General features: G+C 42.6%; 32 protein-coding genes. All 32 read left to right on the top strand.

The genetic code is table 11. From position 1 onward, the window contains the following. Positions 1–144: 144 nt before the first annotated feature. The 32 genes from rpsJ to IMZ28_RS00890 all read left to right on the top strand — a co-directional run bounded on the left by rpsJ (position 145) and on the right by IMZ28_RS00890 (position 16305). Positions 145–456 (top strand): 30S ribosomal protein S10, encoded by a 312-nt coding sequence (rpsJ, locus tag IMZ28_RS00735; protein WP_197548747.1) that lies wholly within the window; start codon positions 145–147, stop codon positions 454–456. Positions 457–465: 9 nt separating this feature from the next. Beyond that, positions 466–1047 carry a 50S ribosomal protein L3 gene (rplC, locus tag IMZ28_RS00740; protein WP_197548748.1) on the top strand — a complete coding sequence of 194 codons (582 nt, stop codon included), beginning with the start codon at positions 466–468 and terminating at the stop codon, positions 1045–1047. Beyond that, entirely contained in the window at positions 1044–1637 is a 594-nt protein-coding gene (gene rplD, locus IMZ28_RS00745) for a 50S ribosomal protein L4 (RefSeq protein WP_197548749.1), read from the top strand. The genes rplC and rplD overlap by 4 nt, the downstream gene beginning before the upstream one ends. A gap of 1 nt (position 1638) precedes the next feature. Then, positions 1639–1920, top strand: coding sequence for a 50S ribosomal protein L23 (locus IMZ28_RS00750; protein ID WP_197548750.1), 282 nt, complete (start codon positions 1639–1641; stop codon positions 1918–1920). Positions 1921–1929: 9 nt separating this feature from the next. Continuing rightward, positions 1930–2757, top strand: a complete 828-nt coding sequence (gene rplB / locus IMZ28_RS00755; RefSeq protein ID WP_197548751.1) for a 50S ribosomal protein L2 — start codon at positions 1930–1932, stop codon at positions 2755–2757. Between the two features lie 11 nt (positions 2758–2768). Further along, entirely contained in the window at positions 2769–3047 is a 279-nt protein-coding gene (gene rpsS, locus IMZ28_RS00760) for a 30S ribosomal protein S19 (protein WP_197548752.1), read from the top strand. Between the two features lies 1 nt (position 3048). Further along, complete coding sequence (gene rplV / locus IMZ28_RS00765; protein WP_197548753.1) at positions 3049–3387, top strand: 50S ribosomal protein L22; 339 nt, start codon at positions 3049–3051, stop codon at positions 3385–3387. 1 nt (position 3388) lies between these two features. Next, entirely contained in the window at positions 3389–4087 is a 699-nt protein-coding gene (rpsC, locus tag IMZ28_RS00770) for a 30S ribosomal protein S3 (protein WP_197548754.1), read from the top strand. A 2-nt stretch (positions 4088–4089) separates the two neighbouring features. Further along, positions 4090–4515, top strand: a complete 426-nt coding sequence (gene rplP, locus IMZ28_RS00775) for a 50S ribosomal protein L16 (RefSeq protein WP_197548755.1) — start codon at positions 4090–4092, stop codon at positions 4513–4515. After that, a complete protein-coding gene (gene rpmC, locus IMZ28_RS00780) occupies positions 4502–4693 on the top strand; it encodes a 50S ribosomal protein L29 (RefSeq protein ID WP_197548756.1) in 192 nt (63 codons plus the stop codon). The genes rplP and rpmC overlap by 14 nt, the downstream gene beginning before the upstream one ends. Positions 4694–4703: 10 nt before the next feature. Next, positions 4704–4952: a 30S ribosomal protein S17 gene (gene rpsQ / locus IMZ28_RS00785; RefSeq protein ID WP_197548757.1), complete on the top strand. Its 249-nt coding sequence runs from the start codon at positions 4704–4706 to the stop codon at positions 4950–4952. Then, positions 4952–5320 (top strand): 50S ribosomal protein L14, encoded by a 369-nt coding sequence (gene rplN / locus IMZ28_RS00790; protein WP_012084107.1) that lies wholly within the window; start codon positions 4952–4954, stop codon positions 5318–5320. Before rpsQ ends, rplN begins: the two co-directional genes overlap by 1 nt. Further along, on the top strand, positions 5320–5553 hold the full coding sequence (gene rplX, locus IMZ28_RS00795) for a 50S ribosomal protein L24 (RefSeq protein WP_197548758.1): 234 nt from the start codon (positions 5320–5322) through the stop codon (positions 5551–5553). The genes rplN and rplX overlap by 1 nt, the downstream gene beginning before the upstream one ends. A gap of 4 nt (positions 5554–5557) precedes the next feature. Beyond that, the gene (rplE, locus tag IMZ28_RS00800; RefSeq protein ID WP_197548759.1) at positions 5558–6103 is read left to right on the top strand and encodes a 50S ribosomal protein L5; all 546 of its coding nucleotides are present in this window, start codon (positions 5558–5560) and stop codon (positions 6101–6103) included. After that, positions 6103–6288 (top strand): type Z 30S ribosomal protein S14, encoded by a 186-nt coding sequence (locus tag IMZ28_RS00805; RefSeq protein ID WP_046551842.1) that lies wholly within the window; start codon positions 6103–6105, stop codon positions 6286–6288. The genes rplE and IMZ28_RS00805 overlap by 1 nt, the downstream gene beginning before the upstream one ends. Before the next feature lie 13 nt (positions 6289–6301). After that, on the top strand, positions 6302–6697 hold the full coding sequence (gene rpsH / locus IMZ28_RS00810; protein ID WP_197548760.1) for a 30S ribosomal protein S8: 396 nt from the start codon (positions 6302–6304) through the stop codon (positions 6695–6697). A gap of 9 nt (positions 6698–6706) precedes the next feature. Beyond that, the gene (gene rplF, locus IMZ28_RS00815) at positions 6707–7243 is read left to right on the top strand and encodes a 50S ribosomal protein L6 (protein ID WP_197548761.1); all 537 of its coding nucleotides are present in this window, start codon (positions 6707–6709) and stop codon (positions 7241–7243) included. A 10-nt stretch (positions 7244–7253) separates the two neighbouring features. Then, positions 7254–7610 (top strand): 50S ribosomal protein L18, encoded by a 357-nt coding sequence (gene rplR, locus IMZ28_RS00820; RefSeq protein WP_197548762.1) that lies wholly within the window; start codon positions 7254–7256, stop codon positions 7608–7610. A 9-nt stretch (positions 7611–7619) separates the two neighbouring features. Next, positions 7620–8066, top strand: a complete 447-nt coding sequence (gene rpsE / locus IMZ28_RS00825) for a 30S ribosomal protein S5 (protein ID WP_197548763.1) — start codon at positions 7620–7622, stop codon at positions 8064–8066. Positions 8067–8076: 10 nt separating this feature from the next. Continuing rightward, complete coding sequence (gene rplO, locus IMZ28_RS00830) at positions 8077–8475, top strand: 50S ribosomal protein L15 (protein WP_197548764.1); 399 nt, start codon at positions 8077–8079, stop codon at positions 8473–8475. Between the two features lie 2 nt (positions 8476–8477). Then, complete coding sequence (gene secY, locus IMZ28_RS00835; protein WP_197548765.1) at positions 8478–9740, top strand: preprotein translocase subunit SecY; 1263 nt, start codon at positions 8478–8480, stop codon at positions 9738–9740. Next, positions 9740–10507, top strand: coding sequence for a type I methionyl aminopeptidase (gene map / locus IMZ28_RS00840; RefSeq protein WP_197548766.1), 768 nt, complete (start codon positions 9740–9742; stop codon positions 10505–10507). The genes secY and map overlap by 1 nt, the downstream gene beginning before the upstream one ends. 26 nt (positions 10508–10533) lie before the next feature. Next, positions 10534–10752: a translation initiation factor IF-1 gene (gene infA, locus IMZ28_RS00845; protein ID WP_197548767.1), complete on the top strand. Its 219-nt coding sequence runs from the start codon at positions 10534–10536 to the stop codon at positions 10750–10752. A 295-nt stretch (positions 10753–11047) separates the two neighbouring features. Further along, positions 11048–11161, top strand: coding sequence for a 50S ribosomal protein L36 (gene rpmJ, locus IMZ28_RS00850; RefSeq protein WP_008244830.1), 114 nt, complete (start codon positions 11048–11050; stop codon positions 11159–11161). 2 nt (positions 11162–11163) lie between these two features. After that, positions 11164–11526 carry a 30S ribosomal protein S13 gene (gene rpsM / locus IMZ28_RS00855; protein ID WP_197548768.1) on the top strand — a complete coding sequence of 121 codons (363 nt, stop codon included), beginning with the start codon at positions 11164–11166 and terminating at the stop codon, positions 11524–11526. 13 nt (positions 11527–11539) lie between these two features. Then, on the top strand, positions 11540–11914 hold the full coding sequence (rpsK, locus tag IMZ28_RS00860; RefSeq protein WP_197548769.1) for a 30S ribosomal protein S11: 375 nt from the start codon (positions 11540–11542) through the stop codon (positions 11912–11914). A 2-nt stretch (positions 11915–11916) separates the two neighbouring features. After that, positions 11917–12543 (top strand): 30S ribosomal protein S4, encoded by a 627-nt coding sequence (gene rpsD, locus IMZ28_RS00865; RefSeq protein WP_197548770.1) that lies wholly within the window; start codon positions 11917–11919, stop codon positions 12541–12543. A gap of 19 nt (positions 12544–12562) precedes the next feature. Then, complete coding sequence (locus IMZ28_RS00870) at positions 12563–13564, top strand: DNA-directed RNA polymerase subunit alpha (protein ID WP_197548771.1); 1002 nt, start codon at positions 12563–12565, stop codon at positions 13562–13564. A 26-nt stretch (positions 13565–13590) separates the two neighbouring features. After that, positions 13591–13941 carry a 50S ribosomal protein L17 gene (gene rplQ / locus IMZ28_RS00875; RefSeq protein WP_197548772.1) on the top strand — a complete coding sequence of 117 codons (351 nt, stop codon included), beginning with the start codon at positions 13591–13593 and terminating at the stop codon, positions 13939–13941. Positions 13942–14154: 213 nt separating this feature from the next. Next, on the top strand, positions 14155–14433 hold the full coding sequence (locus tag IMZ28_RS00880; protein ID WP_197548773.1) for a NifU family protein: 279 nt from the start codon (positions 14155–14157) through the stop codon (positions 14431–14433). 1 nt (position 14434) lies between these two features. Continuing rightward, positions 14435–15016: a hypothetical protein gene (locus IMZ28_RS00885; RefSeq protein ID WP_197548774.1), complete on the top strand. Its 582-nt coding sequence runs from the start codon at positions 14435–14437 to the stop codon at positions 15014–15016. Then, positions 15013–16305 carry a UDP-N-acetylmuramoyl-L-alanyl-D-glutamate--2,6-diaminopimelate ligase gene (locus tag IMZ28_RS00890; RefSeq protein WP_197548775.1) on the top strand — a complete coding sequence of 431 codons (1293 nt, stop codon included), beginning with the start codon at positions 15013–15015 and terminating at the stop codon, positions 16303–16305. Before IMZ28_RS00885 ends, IMZ28_RS00890 begins: the two co-directional genes overlap by 4 nt. Positions 16306–16334: the final 29 nt, after the last annotated feature.

Genomic DNA, 16334 nt, shown 5'->3' on the forward strand with positions numbered 1-16334 from the left:
ATTGTACCGTTATTGGCCTGAAAAGTATTGCACCTTTGCAAAAGTTTGGGTATAATTCGCGTTCCTAAATTTATGTTAGGCGTATCGGAAGCCCCTGTTTACAGTGTCGGAAGGTATTACTAACGAGTTCTTTAAAGGGTAAAAATGGAAAAAATTAGATTGAAGCTTAAAGCTTATGATCACCGTGTTTTAGACAGATCAGTTGCTGCTATCGTAGATGCAGTCAAGCGTACAGGTGCAGAGATTAGAGGGCCAATTCCAATGCCAACTAAGATCAAGCGTTATACCGTACTTAAATCACCACACGTAAACAAAGATTCACGTGAGCAATTCGAGATCAGGATTCATGGAAGAATGATCGACATCGTTTCAGCGACCTCAGATACAATCGATTCACTTATGAAGTTGGATCTTGCACCTGAGATCGAAGTTGAAATCAGATCAATGGACAAGTAGGAGTAGAGAATGGAATTTATCGTAGAAAAAATTGGTATGAGCAGAACTATCGACGTACCAAGTGTTCCTGTTACACTTCTTAAAGTCGTTGATACAAAAGTGTGTGAAGTAAGAGAAGACGGGAAAGCACTTGTTGCGTATAACAGCTCAAAAAAGATCAACAAAGCGATCGAGGGTCAGCAAAATAAATTTGGGATCTCCAAAGAGTTCAACAAATTTATGACAATCGAAGTTGCTGAAGGTACTGAAGCTGGTGATCTTGATCCGGCAGCATTGGCTGAAGCAGCAGTGGTTAAAACTTCTTTGAACACCAAAGGTAGAGGTTTTCAGGGTGGTATGAAGCGTCACGGTTTCGGCGGCGGACCTGGTTCACACGGGCACAGATTCGGTAGACGTATCGGTTCTATCGGTAACGCGGAATGGCCTGGACGTGTTCAGAAAGGTAAGAAAATGCCTGGACAGTACGGTAACACTAAAGTGACAGTAAAAAATGAAGTCATTTCATTCGATGCTGAGAACGGCATCCTAGTATTAAAAGGTTCAATTCCTGGTCACAACGGTGCCAGAGGATTGGTAAGGATCGTTAAATGAGTAATGTAACAACTATTAAAACAACTGACCTTCCACAGAAATTCCTGGAAGTACACCCGCACAACCTTTACCTTTACTGTAAAGCGTATGCTGCAGGGCTTAGAGCAAATACTGCCCAGACCAAGAACAGATCTGCTGTAAGCGGCGGTGGTAAGAAGCCATGGGCGCAAAAAGGCGGCGGACGCGCAAGAGCAGGTTCATTGAGATCTCCACTCTTTGTCGGCGGTGGTGTAGCGTTCGGACCAAGTACGAACAAGAACTATGACCAGAAAGTAAACAAAAAGCAGAAGAAACTTGCACTTTATCATGCCCTGGCTGAAAAAGCAGCGAACGACGCACTTTTTGTTGTAGACAACATCACTGTTGAGTCTGGTAAAACAAAAGATGCTTTGGCATTTGTGAACAGTCTTGAGCAGAGAGATGTACTTGTAGTAAAAGAGATGATCGATGACAAAACATTCCTGGCATTCAGAAATCTCCAGAACGCATACCTTGTTGAATCAAATGAGCTTAACGCTTATCTTGCAGCGGCATATCACTCTGTAGTGATCGAAAAAGCTGTATTTGAAAAATTGACGAAAGAGGCTTAAGATGGCAGATATTACAGATATCAAATCAATTATGTATACAGAGAAGAGTCTGGCTCTTCAGGAAGAGGGTGTCATCGTAGTTCAAACAACTCCAAGAATGACTAAAAACGGTCTTAAAGAGGTTTTCAAAGAGTTCTTTGGGATCACACCACTTAAAGTGAACTCTATGAGAGTGAACGGGAAAGTGAAGAGATTTAAAGGTATCGAAGGTAAAAGACCGGACTCTAAAAAGTTCTATGTCAAGCTTCCTGAAGATGCAAAAATCGAAAGCTTAGCGGTATAAGGATAGAAGATGGCAATTAAAACATATAAACCAACCACACCTTCACGTCGTTATATGACTAACCTTGACAGCGGTGATATCACTGCAAAGCCAAGCGTTAGAGCTCTACTGAAGAATCTTCCGAGATCTGCAGGTAGAAACAGTAACGGTAGAATTACATCTCGTCACAGAGAAGCGGGTGCGAAAAAACTTTACAGAATCATCGATTTCAAAAGAAACAAGTTCGGTGTTGAAGGTACAGTGGCAACTGTTGAGTACGATCCGTACAGAAACTGTAGAATCTGTCTTGTTAAATATGTAGACGGAGACAGAAGATATATCCTTCAGCCAAAAGGGCTTAATGTCGGTGACAAGATCATGGCAGCGGAAGCTGGACTTGACATCAAGACCGGTAATGCAATGAAACTGAAGAATATCCCTGTAGGTACACTGGTACACAATATTGAGCTCAGTCCGGGACACGGCGGTCAGATTGCACGTTCTGCCGGCGGTTATGCTCAGATCATGGGTAGAGACGGCAAATATGTATCTCTCAGACTCCCTTCCGGTGAGATGAGATATGTGCTTGGCGAGTGTCTGGCGACTGTCGGTACTGTAGGGAATGAAGACTTCTCCAACATCGTTATCGGTAAAGCAGGTAGAAGCAGACACCTTGGTATCAGACCACAGACACGTGGTTCTGCGATGAACCCGATCGATCACCCGCATGGTGGTGGTGAAGGTAAGACAAACTCTGGTCGTCACCCGGTATCTCCTTGGGGTATGCCAACAAAAGGGTTTAAGACTCGTAAGAAAAAAGCTAGTGACAAACTTATCATTAGCAAGAGAAAAAAGTAAGGGGCTGAGATATGGCAAGATCGTTAAAAAAAGGTCCATTCATCGATGGTCACCTAATGAAAAAAGTGCTTAAGGCAAAAGAAGAGGGTTCTAACAAACCGATCAAAACCTGGTCAAGAAGATCTGTGATCTTCCCAGAGTTCATCGGTCTTACTATCAATGTACACAACGGAAGACAATTTGTTCCTGTGTTCATTACTGAGAACCACGTAGGATACAAGCTTGGTGAATTCGCACCAACAAGAACATTCAAGGGCCATAAAGGTTCTGTTCAGAAGAAGGTAGGGTAATATGAGTAGAGCATTATTGAAATTCGTAAGAGTATCACCTACAAAAGCTAGACTGATCGCCAGAGAAGTTCAGGGAATGAATGCGGAACTTGCATTGGCATCTCTTGAATTTATGCCGAACAAAGCAGCGGGTATCATCTCTAAAGTGATCGCTTCAGCGGTTGCAAACGGTGACTATGAGCCTGAGGAAGTAGAGATCACTTCCTGTAGAGTTGACAAAGCGGCGGTAATGAAAAGATGGAGACCTAGAGCAAGAGGTACTGCGTCAAGAATCATTAAACCAACAGCACATATCCTTGTTGAAGTTGGTCCAGCTAAAAAAGATGGGGAGGACGCATAATATGGGTCAAAAAGTCAATCCGATAGGTCTTAGACTAGGGATCAACAGAAACTGGGAGTCAAGATGGTTCCCTGCAAAAACAAGAGCGGCTGATTTTCTTGCTGAAGATTACAAGATCAGAAAATTTTTGAAAAAAGAGCTTTTCTATGCAGGTGTTTCCAACATCATCATTGAAAGAACGGTCAAGAAGCTCAGAGTGAACATCGTAACGGCACGTCCGGGTATCATTATCGGTAAAAAAGGTGCAGATATTGAAAAATTGAAAGCAACACTTACCAAAATGCTTGGTAAAGATGTAGCGATCAATATCAAAGAAGAGAAACGTCCTCAGGCATCTGCACAATTGGCAGCTGAGAATGTTGCGACACAGCTTGAAAGACGTGTTGCGTTCAGACGTGCAATGAAAAAAGTGATCCAGGGAGCACTTAAATCAGGTGCTAAAGGGATCAAAATTTCAGTTTCCGGTAGACTTGGCGGAGCTGAAATGGCTAGAACCGAGTGGTACCTTGAGGGAAGAGTTCCTCTGCATACACTTAGAGCAAAAATCGATTACGGTTTTGCTGAAGCACATACTACATACGGAATTATCGGTATCAAAGTATGGATCTTCAAAGGTGAAGTACTTGCCAAAGGAATTCAGCAAGAGCCAAAAGAAGAGAAAAAAGGTGGCAGAAGACCATCTAGAAAAAGAGGTGAATAATCATGTTAATGCCTAAAAGAACCAAATGGAGAAAGCAGCAAAAAGGTCGTAACCGAGGTAAGTCTTTCAGAGGTAACAAGATTGAGTTCGGTGATATTGCGATCAAAGCAGTTGAAGCTGGCAGAATCGATTCCCGCCAGATCGAAGCAGCGCGTATTACAATGACAAGAAGAATCAGCAGAACAGGTAAGACATGGATTAGAGTTTTCCCTGACAAGCCTCTTACAGCAAAGCCTCTTGAAACAAGAATGGGTAAAGGTAAAGGTGCTGTTGACAAATGGGTTATGAATATCAAGCCGGGAAGAATTATCTTTGAAATGGCAGGTGTTGAAGAGTCTCTTGCAAGAGAAGCACTTACACTAGCGATTCATAAAATGCCGTTTAAGTGTAAAATCATCACTGCAAAGGATAGTCATGAAATATATTGATTTGAAAGACAAAAGCGAAGCAGAACTGGTTGCTATGCTTAAAGAGAAAAAACTTGAATTGTTTACCTTGAATGCAAAGCAAAAGACTATGCAGCTCACAAACACTTCAGAGTTGAGAACAGCGAAAAAAGATATCGCTAGAATCCAAACAGCACTCACTGCTGTGAGATCGAAGTAAGGGGTCATCTATGCCAAAAAGACAAATAACAGGTACTGTGATTAAAAAGGCTGGAGACAAGACTGCAACCGTATTGGTTGAGAGACGTGTTCTTCACCCAAGATATCACAAGACAGTAAAAAGATTTAAGAAATATCTTGTTCATGATGAGAAGAATGACATCAATGTTGGAGATACAGTGACTGCTATTGAATGCAGACCGCTTTCAAAGACAAAGAGCTTCAGACTTCTTGAGATCGTGAAGAGAGGAGAAGTGTAATGATCCAGGGATTTACTAGACTGAATGTAGCAGACAACTCAGGTGCGAAAGAGATCATGTGTATCAAGGTTCTTGGCGGATCCAAAAGAAGATATGCATCTGTAGGTGATGTGATCGTTGCTTCTGTAAAGAAAGCACTTCCGACAGGAAAAGTTAAAAAAGGTAAAGTGGTTAAAGCGGTTGTTGTCAGAACAAAGAAAGAGATCCAGAGAGAAAATGGTTCACTTATCAGATTTGACGACAATGCGGCAGTGATCATCGATGACAAGAAAGAGCCAATAGGTACACGTATCTTCGGCCCTGTAAGTCGTGAAACAAGATATGCAGGATTCATGAAAATTGTATCACTTGCACCGGAGGTATGGTAATGGCGAAGAAATTCAAGATCAAAAAGGGTGACCAGGTAATGGTTATCGCTGGTGATGACAAAGGTAAAACCGGAGAAGTTCTTCAGGTTCTTACCAAAAAAGATGCAGTGATCGTTGCAGGTTGCAAAATAGCTAAAAAAGCTGTAAAACCTAGCGAACAGAACAAAGAGGGCGGATTTGCAAATGTTGAAATGCCGATCCATATCTCAAATGTAAAAAAAGTAGAGGGTTAATCCTATGAGTAGAATGAAGCAAAAGTACAATGACATCGTGCCTGCACTTAGAGAAGAGTGCGGGGTTAAAAACCCGATGCAGACACCTAAGCTTGAAAAGATCGTGATCTCTGTAGGTGCCGGTGAAGAGGGGAAAGACTCTAAACTCATCGCCAACATGGCAGATACGATCTCTCTTATTGCCGGACAAAAAGCAGTGATCGTGAACGCAAAGAAATCTGTTGCCGGTTTTAAAGCAAGAGAGGGTGCACCTTCAGGTATCAGAGTGACACTCAGAGGTGAAAACATGTATAACTTCTTTGACAAGCTCGTCTCAATCGCGCTTCCAAGAGTTAAAGACTTTAGAGGTACACCAAGAAAAGGTTTTGACGGACGCGGTAACTACAACTTTGGTCTTCAAGAGCAGTTGATGTTCCCTGAAGTTGAGTTTGACAACATCATTAAGACACACGGTATGAACATCACTATCGTTACAAGTACCGAAGATGACAAAGAAGCATTCACGCTTTTGGAAAAGCTTGGTATGCCTTTCGCTAAAGGGAGAAACTAATGGCTAAGAAATCAATGATTGCAAAGCAGAAGAGAAAAGCAAAATTCTCAACTCAGGCGTATACAAGATGTAACATTTGTGGTAGACCTCACTCAGTATATAGAGACTTTGGTCTTTGCCGTGTGTGTTTAAGAAAAATGGCCAATGAAGGTCTTATTCCTGGTATGCGTAAAGCAAGCTGGTAAGGAGAAGTAAAAGATGATGACAGATATAATTGCAGATTCTCTGACTCGTATCAGAAATGCTGCGCAAAGAAAACTAGACGTTACAACACTTCTTCACTCTAATACAATTGAGGCGATCGTATCTATTTTTGTAGACAAAGGTTACCTTGAGAGTTACAAAGTGAAGGAAGACGGCAACAAGAAGACCATTAAAGTGGTATTGAAGTATGATGACAATGAAAAAAGTGTTATCAATGAAATCAAGAAGATCTCTAAGCCCGGTAGACGTGTCCACCAGGGTAAAGATGCGATCAGAACATTTAAGAACGGTTACGGTACATTGGTTGTTTCAACAAGCCAAGGCGTACTTGCTAACGATGAAGCGTACAAGCGTGGTATCGGCGGCGAAGTAATCTGTAGTATTTGGTAAGGAGACAAGATGTCAAGAATAGGAAAAAGACCAGTAACTGTAGCGAGCGGTATTGAGGTATCTCTCGACGGTACGACTCTCGTGGCTAAAAAAGGCAATCTTGAAAAGAGACTTGAGACACACGGAAGAGTGGATGTGAACATCGACGGGAACGAAGTGATATTTATCAGAAAGGGTGACGACAAGCAGTCTGCAGCCTACTGGGGAACATACAGAGCACTTTTCAACAACATTATCATCGGTCTTGACAAGGGCTTCCAGAAGTCTCTCGAGATCAATGGTGTCGGTTACAGAGCTGCAGTTCAGGGTAAAGTACTGAATCTTCAGCTCGGTTTCTCCCATGATGTCAACTTTGATATTCCTGAGGGGCTTGATATCTCTGTTGAGAAGAATATCATTACTATCAAAGGTAGTGACAAGCAGGCGGTCGGTCAGGCTGCTGCAGAGATCAGAGCGTTCAGACCGCCAGAGCCTTATAAAGGTAAAGGTGTGAAGTACACAGATGAAGTGATCATCAGAAAAGCTGGTAAAGCAGCTGGTAAGTAAGGGGCGATAGATGTTAAAAAGTATTCAAAAAAGAAAAAATAAACTTCGCGCTCAGAGAAAAGCGAGAGTTAGAGGTAAGATCTTTGGAACAGCAGAGCTTCCAAGACTCTCTGTTTACAAGTCGAACAAATACTTCTATGCTCAGGCGATCGATGACAATGCCGGTGTAACACTTGCAGCCGTTGACGGAAGAAAGCTCGGACTCAAAGCAAACAGAGAAGATGTAACAAAAGTAGCTGCCGAGATGGCAAAGAACCTTGCTTCTAAAAACATTGAAAATGTAGTATTTGACAGAAACGGTTACCTTTACCATGGTGTTGTCGCTGCATTTGCAGATGCTCTTAGAGAAGCCGGAATTAAGTTTTAAGGAAGCATGATGGAAAATCAAGAAATCGAAAAAGAATTCGAAGAAGTAATCGTTAATATCGGTCGTGTTACCAAAGTTGTCAAGGGTGGTAGAAGATTCAGATTTACAGCTCTTGTTGTCATCGGTGACAAGAAAGGTACAGTAGGATACGGATTTGGTAAAGCCAAAGAGGTTCCGGATGCGATCAAAAAAGCGGTTGATGATGCTCACAAAAATCTTGTGAAAGTAAACATCAAAGGTACGACCATCGCTCACGACATCGAGCACAAGTTCAACGCAAGTAGAATCGTGCTTAGACCGGCGAGTGAAGGTACAGGGGTTATCGCCGGTGGTGCTGCTCGTCCAGTACTTGAACTTGCAGGTGTACAGGATGTACTCTGTAAATCTATCGGTTCTAACAACCCAAACAACCTGGTAAGATGTGCAATTCAGGCACTTACCAGAATCAAAGCATAAGGGGTAAAGTATGGGTCTACATAATTTACAACCAGCTCCAGGGTCTACTCGCAACAGAAAAAGAGTAGGTCGTGGACAGGGTTCAGGAACAGGTAAAACAGCCGGACGCGGTAACAAGGGTCAAAAAGCAAGATCCGGTTACAGCAAGAAAAGAGGATTTGAAGGTGGTCAAATGCCTCTTCAAAAAAGATTGCCAAAGATCGGCTTCACATCCAAAGTAGAGAAGCCGTATGTGATCAACGTTGAGAAGATCAAAGCAGTGGCGGAACTTGATGAGATCACACTTGAGAGCATCAGATCTGTTCACAAGCTGCAAAAAACAGTTAAAAGAGTAAAATTGATCGGTGCATCAGCAAAAGAGCTTGCATCCAAGATCAAAGACGACGCTGTCACAACAAGCGGAAAATAATCATGGGTAACGCTTTAACTCAAAAAATCCTGATCACATTGGGATTCCTTTTTGCGTACAGAGTTTTAGCCTATATTCCTACTCCGGGTGTTGACCTTGGTGTTATCAAAGAGTTCTTTGACAGTAACACCAACAACGCCCTTGGGATGATGAATATGTTCTCTGGTAATGCTGTTGAGCGCTTGAGTATCATCTCCCTGGGTATTATGCCTTACATCACCGCATCCATCGTTATGGAACTTCTTGCAGCAACTTTCCCCGCACTTGGACAAATGAAAAAAGAACGTGACGGTATGCAGAAGTATATGCAGATCATTCGTTATTTCACCATTTTCATTACAGTTGTTCAGGCAATTGGTGTCTCTATGGGACTTCAAAGTATGACAGGACGTGCAGGGCAGAGTGCAGTCATGATAGATCCGGTAATGTTTACCGTATTGACAACCTTCTCCATGCTGACAGGAACCATGCTGCTTATGTGGATCGGTGAGCAGATCACTCAAAAAGGAATAGGAAACGGTATTTCACTTATTATCTTTGCCGGTATTGTTTCAGGCTTGCCTTCAGCAATAGGTAATACGATCAGAGCAGTGAATGCAGGTGAAATGAACTTTCTGCTTGTACTTGGTATTCTGGCGATCATGCTTATTACGATCCTTGCTATTATCTATGTCGAGCTTGGAGAAAGACGTGTACCTATCTCCTACTCAAGAAAGACGATAATGCAGAACCAAAGCAAGAGAGTGATGAACTACATTCCTGTAAAAGTGAATCTTTCAGGGGTAATTCCTCCAATCTTCGCTTCGGCTGTACTGATGTTCCCGCTTACAATGCTTCAGGCCAGTACAAATCCGATCATTACTGCGATCGCTGATACATTGGCTCCGGGTGGTATCGTCTTTAATGTAGCAACTTTCTTCCTGGTTGTTTTCTTTGCATTCTTTTATGCATCTATCGCATTCAATGCAAAAGATATTGCTGACAACCTTAAAAGACAGGGTGGATTCATTCCTGGTGTCAGACCCGGAGAACACACCAAAGAGTTTCTGAATGAAGTTGCCAGCAGACTGACAGGTTCGGGTGCAGTCTATCTCGGTATTATTTCTACGGTACCGTTCGCGGTTATCTCCGGAATGGGAGCAAGCTTTTACTTCGGTGGAGTTTCTGTACTGATCATCGTGCAGGTAGCACTTGATACGATGAGAAAGATAGAAGCGCAAAGAACAATGAACCAGTATGATACCCTAGGTAATGTAGGTTTATAATGGCAATTGCTATCAGAAAACCGGACGAGATCGCCAAGCTCAAAGCAGCCGGCGAGATCGTCGGAAATACACTGCAATATCTCCAATCAATCATTAAACCGGGTATGACACTCAAAGAGATCGATGCATTAGGTGAAGCTTTCATTCGCGAAGCCGGTGCCATTCCTTCCTTTAAAGGACTCTACGGATTTACAGGTTCGGTCTGTACTTCTCTCAATGAAGTCTGTATCCACGGTGTTCCGGATAATACAGTGGTCAAAGAGGGTGATATACTTGGACTTGATATCGGAACCAAACTTGACGGATATTTCGGTGACGCTGCGATCACGATGGCAGTAGGGGAGATTTCCGCTGAAGATGAAGCGCTTATTGAGTGTGCCAAGGGTGCACTCTATCATGCCATTGATTCTATCAAGGTTGGTATGCGTTTTAAAGAGTTGACCAAGATACTCGAAGATTATATTACCGGTGCCGGATTTGTTCCTTTGCGTGATTATTGCGGTCACGGTATTGGTACGAAGCCACATGATGAACCGAATATTCCCAATTATCTTGAGGGCAAACCCAACCAGGGACCCAAGATAAAGAATGGTATGGTCTTTTGCCTGGAGCCCATGGTATGCCAGAAGAGCGGCAATCCTGTACTGCTGGAAGACCGTTGGTCTGTTCTCAGTGAAGACAGGCAGCGTACGGCACACTATGAGCACCAGGTAGCTGTAGTGGACGGTAAAGCGATCATATTGACTGAAGCGACAGCTTCTGTATAACATAGTAGAAAGACAAGGAATTCAAAATGGCGAAAGATGACGTAATCGAAATCGACGGTAAAGTGATTGAAGCGTTGCCGAATGCAACCTTCAGAGTAGAGCTTGACAACGGACATGTCATTCTCTGTCATATCGCGGGGAAGATGAGAATGCACTATATCAAGATCCTTCCCGGTGACAAGGTGAAAGTTGAATTGACACCGTACAGTCTTGATAAAGGGCGTATCACTTTCAGATACAAATAGTCTGCCGGGTGTTGTCTGCTGACAACACCTTTTTTATTTTTTTGGTACCGTCAGGAGACACCATCCTGCATAAATCCCTCATTAAACACACAATATAAGAAAACGTTAAAATAAATTTGGGTATAATCCTCCTCCCTATTACTATAGGTATAGGAAACTGCGCGAAGAATCTTTGATTAATTCGCACCGATTACTCAAGGGTTGGATCGCTACAACATCCGCGATCCACGCAACAAACGGGCTTTGCCCAAGGTGCTGAACAGAAATGTTCTATTAAATCACAGGAGTCACCATTATGAAGGTTAGACCATCAGTAAAAAAAATGTGCGATGATTGCAAAGTCATTAAGCGCAAGGGTATCGTACGCGTGATTTGTAAAAATCCAAAACATAAACAGAGACAAGGATAAACATGGCACGTATTGCAGGTGTTGATTTACCACAAAAGAAAAGAATGGAGTATGCACTTACTTACATTTACGGTATCGGCTTGACAACTTCAAGACAAATTCTTGACAGAACAGGTATCAGCTATGACAAAAGAGTTCATGAGCTGACAGATGCTGAAGCAGCAACGATCCGTAACGACATCCAAGAGCATGTTATGGTGGAAGGGGATCTTCGTAAGAAGGTAACACTTGACATCAAAGCATTGATGGATCTCGGTAACTACAGAGGACTCAGACACAGAAGAGGTCTTCCTGTACGTGGACAAAAAACAAAGACAAATGCGCGTACCCGTAAAGGTAAGCGTAAAACTGTCGGTGCAGCGTAAGGAGTAGCGAAGTATGGCAAAGAAAAAAGCAAAAAAAAGTATTGCTAAAGGTGTCGTATACGTAGCGGCTACTTTTAACAATACAGTGATCACAGTAACAGATGAAATGGGTAATGTTATCTCTTGGAGTTCTGCCGGAGCACTGGGGTTCAAAGGTTCGAAGAAATCAACTCCTTTTGCAGCGACAGAAGCAGTTGCAGATGCAATGGCAAAAGCGAAAGAACATGGTATTAAAGAAGTCGGGATCAAAGTTCAAGGTCCTGGTTCAGGTAGAGATACAGCAGTAAAATCAATCGGTGCGACAGAAGGGATCCGTGTAACATTCCTCAAGGATATTACACCACTTCCACATAACGGTTGTAGACCACCTAAGAAGAGAAGGGTATAAGCATGGCAAGATATAGAGGTCCAGTTGAAAAACTAGAAAGAAGACTTGGTGTTGATCTTGGTTTGAAAGGTGAGAGAAGACTTGCCGGAAAATCAGCATTGGAAAAAAGACCATATGCGCCAGGACAACATGGACAGAGACGTACAAAGATCAGTGAATACGGTCTACAGCTTCAAGAGAAGCAAAAAGCGAAGTTCATGTACGGTGTTTCCGAAAAGCAGTTTAGAACACTTTTTAAAGAAGCGAACAGAAGAGAAGGGAATACAGGGGCAATCCTTATTCAGCTTCTTGAGCAGAGACTTGACAACGTCGTTTACAGAATGGGATTTGCAACAACAAGAGCATCTGCAAGACAATTTGTAAACCATGGACATGTACTTGTTGACGGTAAACGTGTTGATATTCCGTCATTCAGAGTCAAAGCAGGTCAAAAGATCGAAATTAGAGAAAAAAGCAAGAACAATCCTCAAATCCTTAGAGCAATCGAGCTGACCAACCAGACTGGTATGGTCGAGTGGGTTGACGTAGACAAAGAGAAGCTTTTCGGTATCTTTACAAGAGTTCCGGAAAGAGAAGAGATTTCAATCCCAGTGGAAGAGCGTCTAATCGTTGAGCTATACTCTAAATAATCGTAGTAAAGGCTAGTTAATGAGAAAAATTAAAGTTGCACCATTTATGCCGACAGAAGTAGAAGTAAATGAGATCAGCGCCAACCGCGCTGAGATCATTGCGTATCCTTTTGAGAGCGGTTATGCTGTTACACTCGCTCACCCGTTAAGACGTTTGATCCTTGGATCATCGATCGGGTATGCACCGATTTCTGTAAAGATAGAGGGTGCAGCACATGAGTTTGACACTATCAGAGGTATGCACGAAGATGTGGCTGTATTTATCATCAACCTCAAGAACATCCGTTTTAAGATCAAAGATGAGAGTGACAGAGTTGAATTGAAATACAGCTTTTCAGGACATAAAGAGGTGACTGCACAAGATCTCAACAATGATCAGATCGAAGTTGTGAACGGGGATCTGCCATTGGCAACACTGAATGAAGACGCAGAGTTGAACTTCACTGTTGTTATCGCAAAAGGGATCGGATATGTACCGAGCGAAGACCTTAGAGATGATGTTGCCGAAGATGCGATCGCACTGGATGCATTCTTTACACCTGTAAGAAAAGCAAATTATAAGATCGATCCTGTATTGGTTGAAGACAATCCGAACTTCGAGAAGATCACATTTGATATCGAAACAGATGCTCAGATCGGTCCTGTTGAAGCATTTACCAATGCACTGGAAGTGATGAATAAACAGCTTTCAGTCTTTAATGGTGTACTTGATGTGAATATCAGCGCACCTGCACCGAGAAAAAGCGGTGATGAGAGTGAACTCAAACCATTCCTTCAGACCGTTGACTCTCTGGGCTTGAGTGCAAGATCATTCAACTCACTTGACAGAGCCGGGATAAAATATCTTGGTGAACTGGTATTGATGAGTGAGAACGAGATCAAGAATATCAAGAACCTCGGTAAGAAATCCCTTGATGAGATCAATGAGTGTCTTGTAGAACACGGATTTGGTCCGGAGTTTGAACTTGCAGAGAATACAAGAGTAAATCTTGTGAAAAAAATAGAGCAGCTTAAAGTATAAGCGTCTCTTTAGAATAAAGGAAAGATATGAGACATAAACACGGATACCGTAAACTTAACAGAACGTCTTCCCATAGAGCTGCATTGCTCAAGAATCTTGCTATTGCTTTGACGAAAGAGGGAAGAATCGAGACTACACTGCCAAAAGCAAAAGAGCTTAGAAGTTACTATGAGAAGCTCATTACAAAAGCTTCTGCCGGTGATTTCAATGCACATAGAGCAATTTTTGCGATGCTGCAGGACAAAGAGTGTACCAATAAGATCGTTACTGAGATCGCACCTAAGTATGCGGACAGAAACGGTGGTTACACCAGAATCATCAAAACACGTATGAGAAGAGGTGATGCAGCACCTATGGCGATTATCGAACTCGTATAATCGTACTGCACTTCGTATCACAAGGCTTTGCCTTGGATACAAACCTACTGTTTTTTTTCTTACTTTTACAAAAATCATTAAGCCCATTGACAAACTTACACTTTTAGTGTATAAACAGATATAAAACAAACTATAACAAAAGCTTTACATGGATTTTGTTATAATAATATAACTATAGAGACATCCGGAAGGATGTAAAATGAAGGAGAAAAGTTGATCCCGTTTACAGATGAAGAACTACTGCCGCCGGTAAAAGATGTGATTGAGAAGGTACGCCCTTCCATTAAACTTGACGGTGGTGATATCGAGTTGATAGATATAAAGAACGGAGTGGTCTATGTACAGCTTCAGGGTGCCTGTGTAGGGTGCGGAAGCAGCGGAACAACACTGAAGTTCGGTGTTGAAAGACAGCTGAAGACCCTTATCCATCCTGAGTTGACTGTGATGAATGTACCACAAGGTTTTGAAGATAAACTGGATCAATTAGGATAATATGAGTAAAGTAAGTCCAAATTTATTATTACAACGTGCAGAGAAAGAGTTCCTGGAGGGAGATTACCGTATGGCACTGCAGACCTACGGGCTTCTGTTGAAAGACTACCCTACTATGGAAGAGGCAAAGGTGGGTGTTTACCTGAGCGACCTCGGTATTGAAAGTGAAGAAGAAGCACAGGCTCTTTTTGACTATTATCAAGTGATCAAAAAAGAGAAAGAGAATGCTGCAGATATCATTGATGGGCTTATAGAGTCCCTTTCTGTAACAAAACTGAAGCTCAATGAACTGCTTGTCGATCCGATACAGGAACAGGTAGAGTATGGTGACGGCATACGATACAGTGATTTTTTGGATCTGGTAAAGAGCAGAGGAAGTTTCAGAAAAGCGTTTGAAGATATTATGTTCTCTACCAAAGTGGTCATTACCGATAAGGATCAGTTTATCGATTTTGTGACCAAGTTGGCAGAAGAGGGCTTTGATGAGATGGCACTGAACTATCTGGATGCAACAAGCAGTCTCTTTGGTGATGACCAGGACATCCTGGCACTTTACAACGTGGTCAAAGGCATGAAGCAGTGAAACTCCCTTTCGAAAAGAAGGGGTACACCTTCATTACAGATGATACGAACAGTGTAGAGAGTGATACGCTTTTTTTAAAAACAGCGCAGAATACCCCCTATTTTGAGAAGCTTGAAACGAAACCGGAGTATATCGATGCAACTGAGTTGATCAGGCTTTGGGAACTGGATAGTATGAAGGTGGTCGGTGTAACGGGAACGAACGGGAAAACGACTGTTACTGCCGCTATCTACTCTTTTCTGCTTGACCTGGGAGAGAAGCCTGCACTTCAGGGAACACGCGGTCTTTTTGCACAGGAACAGCGTCTTGAAGAGAAGAGTATGACTACACCGTCTATTCTTGAGACACTGCACAACATGAAGCAGACAAGAGAGTTGGGGTGCGAGTACTTCATTATGGAAGTGAGCTCCCATGCGATCGATCAAAAACGCATAGAGGGGCTGAACTTCGTACTCAAGGTACATACCAATGTCACCAGTGACCATTTGGACTATCATGGAACAGTTGAGGAGTACAGACGTGTCAAAAGTCTCTTTTTTGCTGATGATACAATGAAACTTCTCAATAAAGATGATATTAAGAGTATTTCCTACAATCCAAGGAATGCCTACAGTTACGGTGTTGATGAGCCGGCAACCTATAAAGTACAGGCATTTTCCCTGCTGCATGGCATTACAGCAGGTATAAAATATCTGCAGGAAGAGGCCTCTTTTCACTCACCGATGGTAGGTTTGTTCAATCTCTTTAACCTGATGGCAGCGGTCGGTTCTGTACATCTTCTTACCAAACGTCCAATTCAGGAGATATGTGATGTGGTAGAGAACTTTGCCGGGGTAGCAGGACGCATGGAAGTTGTCAGTACCGATCCGCTTGTTATTGTGGATTTTGCCCACACTGCTGACGGGATGCATCAGGTACTCGACTCCATTAAAGACAGAGATATTTCGGTAGTATTCGGTGCAGGCGGTAATCGTGACAAAGAGAAGCGTCCGCGTATGGGAATGGTCGCAGGCCGTTTTGCAAAAAAGATCTATGTTACCAGTGACAACCCGCGTGATGAAGTACCGGAGATGATCCTTGAGGATATTTTGGTCGGACTCGTAGGCAAAGAGCATGTGACAGCTACACCTGACAGACGGCTTGCCATCAAAATGGCGCTTGATGATCTGGAAGAGGGTGAGGTTCTGCTCATTCTCGGCAAAGGGGATGAGGATTATCAGGAGATCAAAGGGGTGAAACATCCCTTTGATGATCGTGAGGTTGTCAGAGAGTTACTTGCAGAGAAGTAACTCTTTTTGTTTCATATACTTCTTCTGTC

It is taken from the genome of Sulfurovum indicum, from assembly GCF_014931715.1.
In the GTDB taxonomy this organism is placed as follows: Bacteria; Campylobacterota; Campylobacteria; order Campylobacterales; family Sulfurovaceae; genus Sulfurovum; species Sulfurovum indicum.

Bases quoted from the DNA above. Each gene is read 5' to 3' on its own strand.
- rplC (WP_197548748.1), top strand. From the start codon at position 466: ATGGAATTTATCGTAGAAAAAATTGGTATGAGCAGAACTATCGACGTA.
- rpsK (WP_197548769.1), top strand. From the start codon at position 11,540: ATGGCAAAGAAAAAAGCAAAAAAAAGTATTGCTAAAGGTGTCGTATAC.
- IMZ28_RS00750 (WP_197548750.1), top strand. From the start codon at position 1,639: ATGGCAGATATTACAGATATCAAATCAATTATGTATACAGAGAAGAGT.
- rpsC (WP_197548754.1), top strand. From the start codon at position 3,389: ATGGGTCAAAAAGTCAATCCGATAGGTCTTAGACTAGGGATCAACAGA.
- rpsS (WP_197548752.1), top strand. From the start codon at position 2,769: ATGGCAAGATCGTTAAAAAAAGGTCCATTCATCGATGGTCACCTAATG.
- rplB (WP_197548751.1), top strand. From the start codon at position 1,930: ATGGCAATTAAAACATATAAACCAACCACACCTTCACGTCGTTATATG.
- rpsQ (WP_197548757.1), top strand. From the start codon at position 4,704: ATGCCAAAAAGACAAATAACAGGTACTGTGATTAAAAAGGCTGGAGAC.
- rplD (WP_197548749.1), top strand. From the start codon at position 1,044: ATGAGTAATGTAACAACTATTAAAACAACTGACCTTCCACAGAAATTC.
- rplE (WP_197548759.1), top strand. From the start codon at position 5,558: ATGAGTAGAATGAAGCAAAAGTACAATGACATCGTGCCTGCACTTAGA.
- secY (WP_197548765.1), top strand. From the start codon at position 8,478: ATGGGTAACGCTTTAACTCAAAAAATCCTGATCACATTGGGATTCCTT.
- rpsH (WP_197548760.1), top strand. From the start codon at position 6,302: ATGATGACAGATATAATTGCAGATTCTCTGACTCGTATCAGAAATGCT.
- rpsJ (WP_197548747.1), top strand. From the start codon at position 145: ATGGAAAAAATTAGATTGAAGCTTAAAGCTTATGATCACCGTGTTTTA.
- rpsE (WP_197548763.1), top strand. From the start codon at position 7,620: ATGGAAAATCAAGAAATCGAAAAAGAATTCGAAGAAGTAATCGTTAAT.
- rplV (WP_197548753.1), top strand. From the start codon at position 3,049: ATGAGTAGAGCATTATTGAAATTCGTAAGAGTATCACCTACAAAAGCT.
- IMZ28_RS00870 (WP_197548771.1), top strand. From the start codon at position 12,563: ATGAGAAAAATTAAAGTTGCACCATTTATGCCGACAGAAGTAGAAGTA.
- IMZ28_RS00885 (WP_197548774.1), top strand. From the start codon at position 14,435: ATGAGTAAAGTAAGTCCAAATTTATTATTACAACGTGCAGAGAAAGAG.
- rplN (WP_012084107.1), top strand. From the start codon at position 4,952: ATGATCCAGGGATTTACTAGACTGAATGTAGCAGACAACTCAGGTGCG.
- rplO (WP_197548764.1), top strand. From the start codon at position 8,077: ATGGGTCTACATAATTTACAACCAGCTCCAGGGTCTACTCGCAACAGA.
- rplR (WP_197548762.1), top strand. From the start codon at position 7,254: ATGTTAAAAAGTATTCAAAAAAGAAAAAATAAACTTCGCGCTCAGAGA.
- rpmJ (WP_008244830.1), top strand. From the start codon at position 11,048: ATGAAGGTTAGACCATCAGTAAAAAAAATGTGCGATGATTGCAAAGTC.
- rpsD (WP_197548770.1), top strand. From the start codon at position 11,917: ATGGCAAGATATAGAGGTCCAGTTGAAAAACTAGAAAGAAGACTTGGT.
- rpmC (WP_197548756.1), top strand. From the start codon at position 4,502: ATGAAATATATTGATTTGAAAGACAAAAGCGAAGCAGAACTGGTTGCT.
- rplP (WP_197548755.1), top strand. From the start codon at position 4,090: ATGTTAATGCCTAAAAGAACCAAATGGAGAAAGCAGCAAAAAGGTCGT.
- rplF (WP_197548761.1), top strand. From the start codon at position 6,707: ATGTCAAGAATAGGAAAAAGACCAGTAACTGTAGCGAGCGGTATTGAG.
- rplX (WP_197548758.1), top strand. From the start codon at position 5,320: ATGGCGAAGAAATTCAAGATCAAAAAGGGTGACCAGGTAATGGTTATC.
- rpsM (WP_197548768.1), top strand. From the start codon at position 11,164: ATGGCACGTATTGCAGGTGTTGATTTACCACAAAAGAAAAGAATGGAG.
- IMZ28_RS00805 (WP_046551842.1), top strand. From the start codon at position 6,103: ATGGCTAAGAAATCAATGATTGCAAAGCAGAAGAGAAAAGCAAAATTC.
- rplQ (WP_197548772.1), top strand. From the start codon at position 13,591: ATGAGACATAAACACGGATACCGTAAACTTAACAGAACGTCTTCCCAT.
- infA (WP_197548767.1), top strand. From the start codon at position 10,534: ATGGCGAAAGATGACGTAATCGAAATCGACGGTAAAGTGATTGAAGCG.
- map (WP_197548766.1), top strand. From the start codon at position 9,740: ATGGCAATTGCTATCAGAAAACCGGACGAGATCGCCAAGCTCAAAGCA.